The organism is Bacteroides sp. D1 (assembly GCF_000157095.2).
Taxonomy (GTDB): domain Bacteria; phylum Bacteroidota; class Bacteroidia; order Bacteroidales; family Bacteroidaceae; genus Bacteroides; species Bacteroides xylanisolvens.
Map to the genome: position 1 here is coordinate 1 of NZ_JH114334.1, position 527 is coordinate 527.

The 527-nt window shown below is 30.0% G+C and carries 1 pseudogene; it reads left to right on the forward strand.

The window, feature by feature from the left end:
- Positions 1–527: pseudogene (locus BSAG_RS25170) on the forward strand (glycosyl transferase family 2); the annotation flags it as partial.

Here is a 527-nt window from a genome sequence, read left to right on the forward strand (position 1 = left end):
TTTAAAGATGAGATGGCAATGCGTAATTATTTTTTATTATGTAACAACATACTAGGATTAGGAACGTTTATTTCGTCAGTTATATACAGAACTGAAGCCGTTAAAAATGTAGAAGCGCCTGTAGCTTTGAAAGGTTGTTTTTATATGAGCTTGTTTTTCTATTGGAACTTCTTATCTAAAGGAAAAACATTGATGTACTCAAAAGAATCGTATTTATATGCAATGATGCCCTATGCTTCTCCCTATGCTTCAGGTGTTAAACGTGATGCCATTGATTTTCGAGCAATCTATGAAGTGGGAGACCGACTTCTTCCTGAAAATCTTAAATATGATTTTTATCAAGTATGTAATCGTATGTATAAATACTATTCATATATACCACGAGATCAAAGAAAAGATTTTGATAAGTATCTAAAGCCATATTTATTAAAAATGAAACATCCAATGGCTAATGAAATTATTAGAAATACATCTTCAATGATTTACCTTAAATTATTTATTGCTTCATTATTGTCAAGTAAACAGGT